The sequence below is a fragment of the Photorhabdus caribbeanensis genome (assembly GCF_018448885.1).
Taxonomy (GTDB): Bacteria; Pseudomonadota; Gammaproteobacteria; order Enterobacterales; family Enterobacteriaceae; genus Photorhabdus; species Photorhabdus caribbeanensis.
Genome location: NZ_RCWB01000037.1, coordinates 45,595 through 51,959, shown reverse-complemented (window position 1 = coordinate 51,959; position 6,365 = coordinate 45,595). Strand labels below are relative to the sequence as shown.

Annotated in this window: 5 protein-coding genes; all 5 read right to left on the bottom strand. The window is 52.6% G+C overall.

Features of this window, described 5'->3' with window-relative positions:
• Positions 1 to 2,071 (bottom strand): ImcF-related family protein (locus tag EAE90_RS19570; protein ID WP_246550979.1); only part of this gene is annotated, 2,071 nt, incomplete at its 3' end.
• Positions 2,052 to 3,203 carry a hypothetical protein gene (locus tag EAE90_RS19565; protein WP_214054902.1) on the bottom strand — a complete coding sequence of 384 codons (1,152 nt, stop codon included), beginning with the start codon at positions 3,201 to 3,203 and terminating at the stop codon, positions 2,052 to 2,054. The genes EAE90_RS19570 and EAE90_RS19565, both read right to left, overlap by 20 nt.
• Positions 3,200 to 3,457 (bottom strand): PAAR domain-containing protein, encoded by a 258-nt coding sequence (locus EAE90_RS19560; RefSeq protein WP_214054901.1) that lies wholly within the window; start codon positions 3,455 to 3,457, stop codon positions 3,200 to 3,202. Before EAE90_RS19560 ends, EAE90_RS19565 begins: the two co-directional genes overlap by 4 nt.
• On the bottom strand, positions 3,454 to 5,931 hold the full coding sequence (locus EAE90_RS19555) for a T6SS phospholipase effector Tle1-like catalytic domain-containing protein (protein WP_214054900.1): 2,478 nt from the start codon (positions 5,929 to 5,931) through the stop codon (positions 3,454 to 3,456). The genes EAE90_RS19560 and EAE90_RS19555 overlap by 4 nt, the downstream gene beginning before the upstream one ends.
• On the bottom strand, positions 5,919 to 6,365 hold a 447-nt coding region (tli1a, locus tag EAE90_RS19550; RefSeq protein WP_214054899.1), incomplete at its 5' end, for a Tli1a family immunity protein. The genes tli1a and EAE90_RS19555, both read right to left, overlap by 13 nt.

Below are 6,365 nucleotides of genomic sequence, written 5' to 3'. Positions count from 1 at the left end.
TTTTATGCCAGCGCAGGCTGTTGAGAAAATCCTGCCACGCCCCGGCGAAATCGGTAAAGTAACGGGCGGTCAGCCGGGCTTTCAGCTCTTCGGGGGATACCGACGCCGAGACTGTCTGACGGTTATCACTCAGCACCCAGTCAATCGCTTCCTTACGTGACGCCACCGCCTCCGCTATCGCTTTTTGTATCCCGCCTTCCCACGCCTGACGGGTAAACATCCCCGGTATCACGTGAGAGGTGGTAAACAGCCGTTCGGCATCGGTGTCGCCGGTCATTTGCCTTAACGTCAGGTCAGAATAATTTTTCTCCACTGATTGCAGCATCTGCTGGTAAAGCGCCGCTTCGGCATTGTGCTTACCTAACTGGAGCAGCAACAACTGACGCGCCTGTTTAATCAACTCCTTATCCGGGGTTATCCGCCATTCGGGATGCGCGGGCAGATTCTCCGCATAAAAGCTCCACAGACCCCACGCCGTATCCAGCCAGACATCGGGGGTAATACCGGCCCGCCTGGGTTCATTTTCATTCAGTATCCGGGTTAAAAACGCGGCATCCATTTTTTCCGGCCGCGCCATCATCAGGTAGGCTTTCAACTGGTCATGACCGGCTTGCGCCCATTTAGCCCGCAAAGGGCTGCCCGGCGGTAAATTCACCAAAGCGCTCAGTTTCGCATGCAGCACCGCAGCGGCTCTGTCCCGGATCAGGCGGTTATTAGCCTGCGCATAATAGGGCAGCACTGCCGTCAACAGTTTCTGATTCTGACTCAAGCCAAAACGCTCATACCACGGCACGCCATGTTCAGCCCGGTCTTGCATCCGGTCCACCTCGTTACGCAGATCCTTTAAAGCTATCAACTGGGCATCAGAATTTTCCGGCTGAGCTTTCAGGTCAGTTACCGCCGCCTGCACCACGGCTATCTGGTCACGGTTGGTGAAAAAGGAGAGCACCATTCCGGCACCCCATAACAAGCCCAGCACCATCAGGCCACGACAGACGGTCTGTGCGCGGGGCATGCCCACCCGCCGACCGTGGAAACGATGGCTGCCCTCCAACACCCCCTGCCAGGCAGTATCGGGCAGCCAAATCTGCGGGAGGCTGGTCTTTATCGCCCGGAGCGGCAAACTGAACATCAGACCGCGCAGCGACACTACATCGCCATACTCCGCTAACCACGGCGTCAGAACCTGTTGCCAGTGCGCAATCCCCCGTTGTTTTAAGTTCGCAGACAGACGGCAGAGAAAATCGTGGGCCGTTTTCTCCAACAGTTGCTGCATCCCACGCTTGCGCAACGGGTCAACCAATTCTTGCAACTGTGTCGCCACAATATCCGGGGTACAACGTTCAGGAAAAAAGCAGCCGACGGCCTGAGTGATACGGTCTTCCTGAGACCAGTTGCTGTGACACACCTGCCACAGGTAGACCGGAGCCTGCCAGCGCAACTGTTGGGCCTGTTTTTGCAACATCCGCAAAGCTTTATCCATCCACACCGGCTGCGCGCTTTGGTTTTCGGTCAGCGCCCAGACAATGGCATTGAGCGTGCGGTAACGGCGCAAGCGACGCAAAGCCATCAACTGAGCAGTATTCGGTTCCGCCTGCAAACTGCCGCCCCAGAGCAACAGCGTACGATAACCTTCCTGCCAATACGCAGTCGTCAGCCCCGGCGCGATAGCTTCCACCTGCTCCACTTCGCCCACCACCAGTAAAATGCGGACTTTATACCACCAGAACCGCCCGTAACGGAGGCGCATGCGATCGCCCAAATCGCCATAATCATACGATTCGCCGGCCGACAAAAGTGGCCGGGTATCGGGCTTCACATCGGTAACTTTGTTTTTGACAAACAAGGTTACGGTGATAAAACCTAGCATACCCACCACCACGGTGAGCACCCAGGCTATTCCACAAACCCACAATAGATGGTTGAAGGTTTCGCTATCAGTGGCTCGGTGTTCCCCCCAATTCCACCATCCCAGACCGGCCAACGCGACCAGCAGGGTAATGGTGCCTATCAGGAAGATAAGTGTCTTCAATACCGAAATAGACGGTAATTTATTCTCTTGCAGTGCCATAAGATTTTACTATTCCAAACGCTAAAGTATGTTGAGGATCACGAGCTAACCACCCACAGGGCTGGCCGGTATTTTCCGCCGAGATCGCCGCCAGTGTTTGCACTACGACTGCCTCCATCCCGCCAATATTGCCCCAATTGAGATCCTGTTGATGTTGAGTGATATTCCAGCCGAGCTTTTCCAGTGAGGATAGATCCGGCTGAGAAAACAGAAAGCAGGTTGCCGGTGGCTGAGACATATCCGCTTGAACCCATGTTCTGGCCGCGACGTCAGAAATTTCTTCATCACTTTGAGAACAAAAAAATTCACCACGGGTCAAACAGACGTTGCCCTGTTTTTTCAGTAACCAGATAAATGCCGCTTCACCGGCGGGTAAGGCTGATTCAGCCTCGCTGTCTACGCACTGACAACCCGCGCACAAAATAGTCGCGTGTTGGTCCCTTGTCGTGTTGAGCAGATCAATCATCTCATCCAGCGTATCGATACCACACCAAGGCTGCGGCTGTTCAGGCAACTCCACATCAGGAAACCGCTCCGCCATACGAACGCTAAATTCTTGCCAAGCAGCGGCAGAACCTAACCAATAACAACGTAATGGCGTACAACGCAACGGCGACTGCGCCTTCCTCTGTTTATGCCACTGTTCCACTGCCATGCCCGCCAGTTGTATTTCCCGCTGCTCAATATCAGCGGCAAAAGAACGTAGCAGACGCACCGACTGACCACTCTCCTCCTCAAAAGGTTCCGCGTAGCAATGAGGCTGATTAACCACTTTATTCCATACATCGGGCGTGCACCCTAGCGGCCCAACCAATACATAATCCACCAACGCAATCTGTTGACGGTGTTTACGCCACCACTGTTGCTGAACCCGCTCGACCTGTTGCTGATAAGTCCAGGCGTTATGCATGGCAAAACGGTAAAACAGTACGCGGAATAACAGACATAACAGCCATAACGCCGCCAATCCGGGGATCAGGGCATATAAGGAGAAAGTGTCACCGATTTCAGGTCTTATCAGCGCGACGATGTTACTGATCAATAAAACCAATCCAGCGCCGACTCCCAGCCAACGTTTAAAGCGGGGAGGCGAAGCCTGAGAATAAGGCGGAAAAAGAGGGATCGCTTTCATGACGCCACCTGATAATCGGGAAAAGAGCTGACTAACGTACAGCCACATTCACAACGATGACCATGCAACGCCACCGGCTGGCCGTCTATCAGGCAGGCAGCACTCCCTTGAGCAATGGTGGTCATGCCATGACGGTGACACTGAACAGGATCACCCTTGCAAGCGATGGGTTGTCCGAAACAAAGATAGTGGCCCGACAATACCGTACCGCCATATTCGCGCAGGCTGTCACCCTGACGGATTACGTTTTTCATTTCTCAGTCTCCCCTAACGGGGTAGGTTCCTGCGTTTTTCCCGCCCAATGCGCTTTGAGATTATCTTTGGCCGTTTGCAACCGCCGCTCTTTGAGAAATTCCCTCTGCTGACGGGTCACTTCGCCCACGTTATGGGTGAACGCTTTTCTATACTCCGGTCCTGCTAACAGGGGGATCAGCTCGCCGGAAGTTAAATATTGCGCGGTCACTTTCCATGTTGTGACGGATACCTTGTCGGCGGCATCCGACAACATGTTGCCGACTTTTTTATCTTTCAAGAAAAACAACGCTGCACCAACCGGGTTCGCCGCTCCGACGACATTGCCAGCTATCGTCAGAGGTGATAAAGGCTTGTTACATTTCGTACCGAAATAAATTATCCGGTAACGGAAGTAACCGCCTGCCGGCTCACGGGTATCCAGAAGAGAGTACATAAACCAGGCGCGGGAATCATGAACCTGATTGTCATACAGAGCGACCAACAATGACTCGGGTGACTCCTGCTGGCCGGTTTTTCCCACTGGGGCAGGCCGGAAAAGCGGTTTGACCAACGCTTCTCCCGCCGTTTTCATTTGCTGACATTCCTTAATATCATCATTACTGTCCCATATATAGAGCATGTGGTATGCGAGAGTTTCAATAGCAAATTGTTTTAGATTGCTTTGCTCACGACTTTCTCCCCGGTAGTCACGACCAAATTCCGCTGCCGCTTCCCGCAACTGGTTCTGGGCGGTTTCCGGGTCAAAATCCGGTACTCCCTGCATTAACAACGGCGGCGTTTTTCCTCCATCGCGAAAAAATTCATTCCACTGCACTTTCCGTTTAGCCTCGACCTGCTGTTGTGCCGCTTTTTGTGCCTTTTCACTCTGTTCATAATGCGCCTTTTTCGCATCACGGTTGGGAGCCTCATGAAAAAACGGCGCACCAAGCAGCGTGCCGTTGGCGTAACGATTGATACGCCAGGCGGTCAGCCAGTTCATCTGGTTTTCCATCGCCTGTTCCAACGCCACAGAGGCCCGCACCGGTTCAAAGCGGGCCGCTTCTTCATCCGACAGGGGTTGTTGGGGCATCTCCAAACCCAGAGTCACTTGACGCCAAGCGTTGAAGCGGTTGACTAAATCTGGAGCAACTTCAAATTCTTGCTGAACATCAGTGTTCATCGCCCGCCACAATTGATCTTGCAAATCATCAGGCAATACTAACCGAGGGACCTTAAGGGGCGCCCCAACCTGAAAGGCTGCCGCATACATTTCATGTAAAGAGATCTGCGACAATAACAACGCATCTGTTTTACCTATTGCCTTACCCTGTTCTCCCGGTGGATAACCGCCCCCCAAATCAGAGTGCACACCGGGATAAATCACCTCGGTACTGCCTATCGGGTAAGTACCGTCCGCCCGGCGAATGGAATCCATCGGGAAACACAACCGCTGTTCATGGGTCGAGACCAAGTGCACACAACGTTTCACCAGACCACCGTAAGTCTCCTCCGATGGCAGTTCCTGCGTGCCGTCCGCCCAGGCCATATGCCCTTCAACAACGGGGATCATATGGGGCACCCCGACCGACGCCACTGTGTCAAACAATCCGAGAAATTCTACGCTGATGGGTAAATTGCTATCCGGGTCTGTATCGTGTTTCTGTTGCAGACACTGAGCCGGTTTTTGGCCTGCTTCTCTCGACGGCGGAAACAGTTCGGTCAGCCAGTTGACAAAAGTCCGTGCCTCCGCAGCCCCACGGGAAAAACCATACACATACAATTTCATACCCAACAACTTACACTTACCCCGCCCGGGCTGACTGCGGGCTATCTTCAGTTCACGTTTTAAGCTCGCAAACTGCTTATAGAACTCCTCATAACGGTTATTGCTGCCTCCTAACTCCAGCATATTCCATGTGGTTGCCATCGCTTTCAGGGATTTTAGGGTTTCTTCGTTTGTCATCTGTTTTTGGGTCAGATTAAAACGGAGAACATCAATCAACCGCAGTAATGCCCAATTTATTCGGTCTTCTCCCCCGCTAGCGACTGCCAGCCCCAATTTGCTGTAATCCAGCTCATTAATTTCCGGGAAAGGGGTTCCCACCCCGGGAATATAATACTTAAAGTACTTTCTTCCGGTGCTCTCAATATTATCCAGTAACGGCTTACCTGATGCCCCTCCGGCATAACCAGCCCCAATGGTCGCTTGGAAAAGACGGACAACATTGGTCGGATGGTTAGGAACGGCCTGATAAAGGTCGTTATATAAATTATTGCCGGTTCCATCAAAAAACATGCTGACATGCAACGTGTTACAACAGGGACGGATCACCCGGCGATTGGCGGCCAGACAAAGTTCCTGATAGTAAGCTTTTTCCTGACTGCTCTGTTGCTGACAGTTTTCCCTGACCAGATAATTCTTGGCAGGTAACCGCCCCTGAGACGGAAAAGGGGCTGGCAACCAGACAAGATCATGATGCTTTATTTCGGACATACTTTTGGTTCCTTCATTTCCAAGGGTTCTTTAATCGGGTAGTTCGGGCTACCGTAGGCATAACACGAAGTGGTGACTTTGATCTGGTCACAGGGTAAGAAGTGCACCGTAATACCGCAGGTATCACCACCATTCTGATAATAAGGAACTGGCACTACCTGGCTATGCTGGCGTTTCTGGGCATTAATCTTGTCCCTCCACACCAAATACTTTTCCCAATTTTCATAGCCGGGAAAATCGTCGGAAAAAGCGACACCGGTCTCCCAATCCACCTTAACCGTCATCCCCGGCCGCCACTTATCTGGAGCCCGATAGCAACAACCGCCACCACCGCCCTGATATGGGCCGATACTGTCGATACCCGGTTGATCATCCACAGTGAACCGGTTAATCGCCCATTTGGTATGGTTAATGGCGATAATGATGCCTGCCTG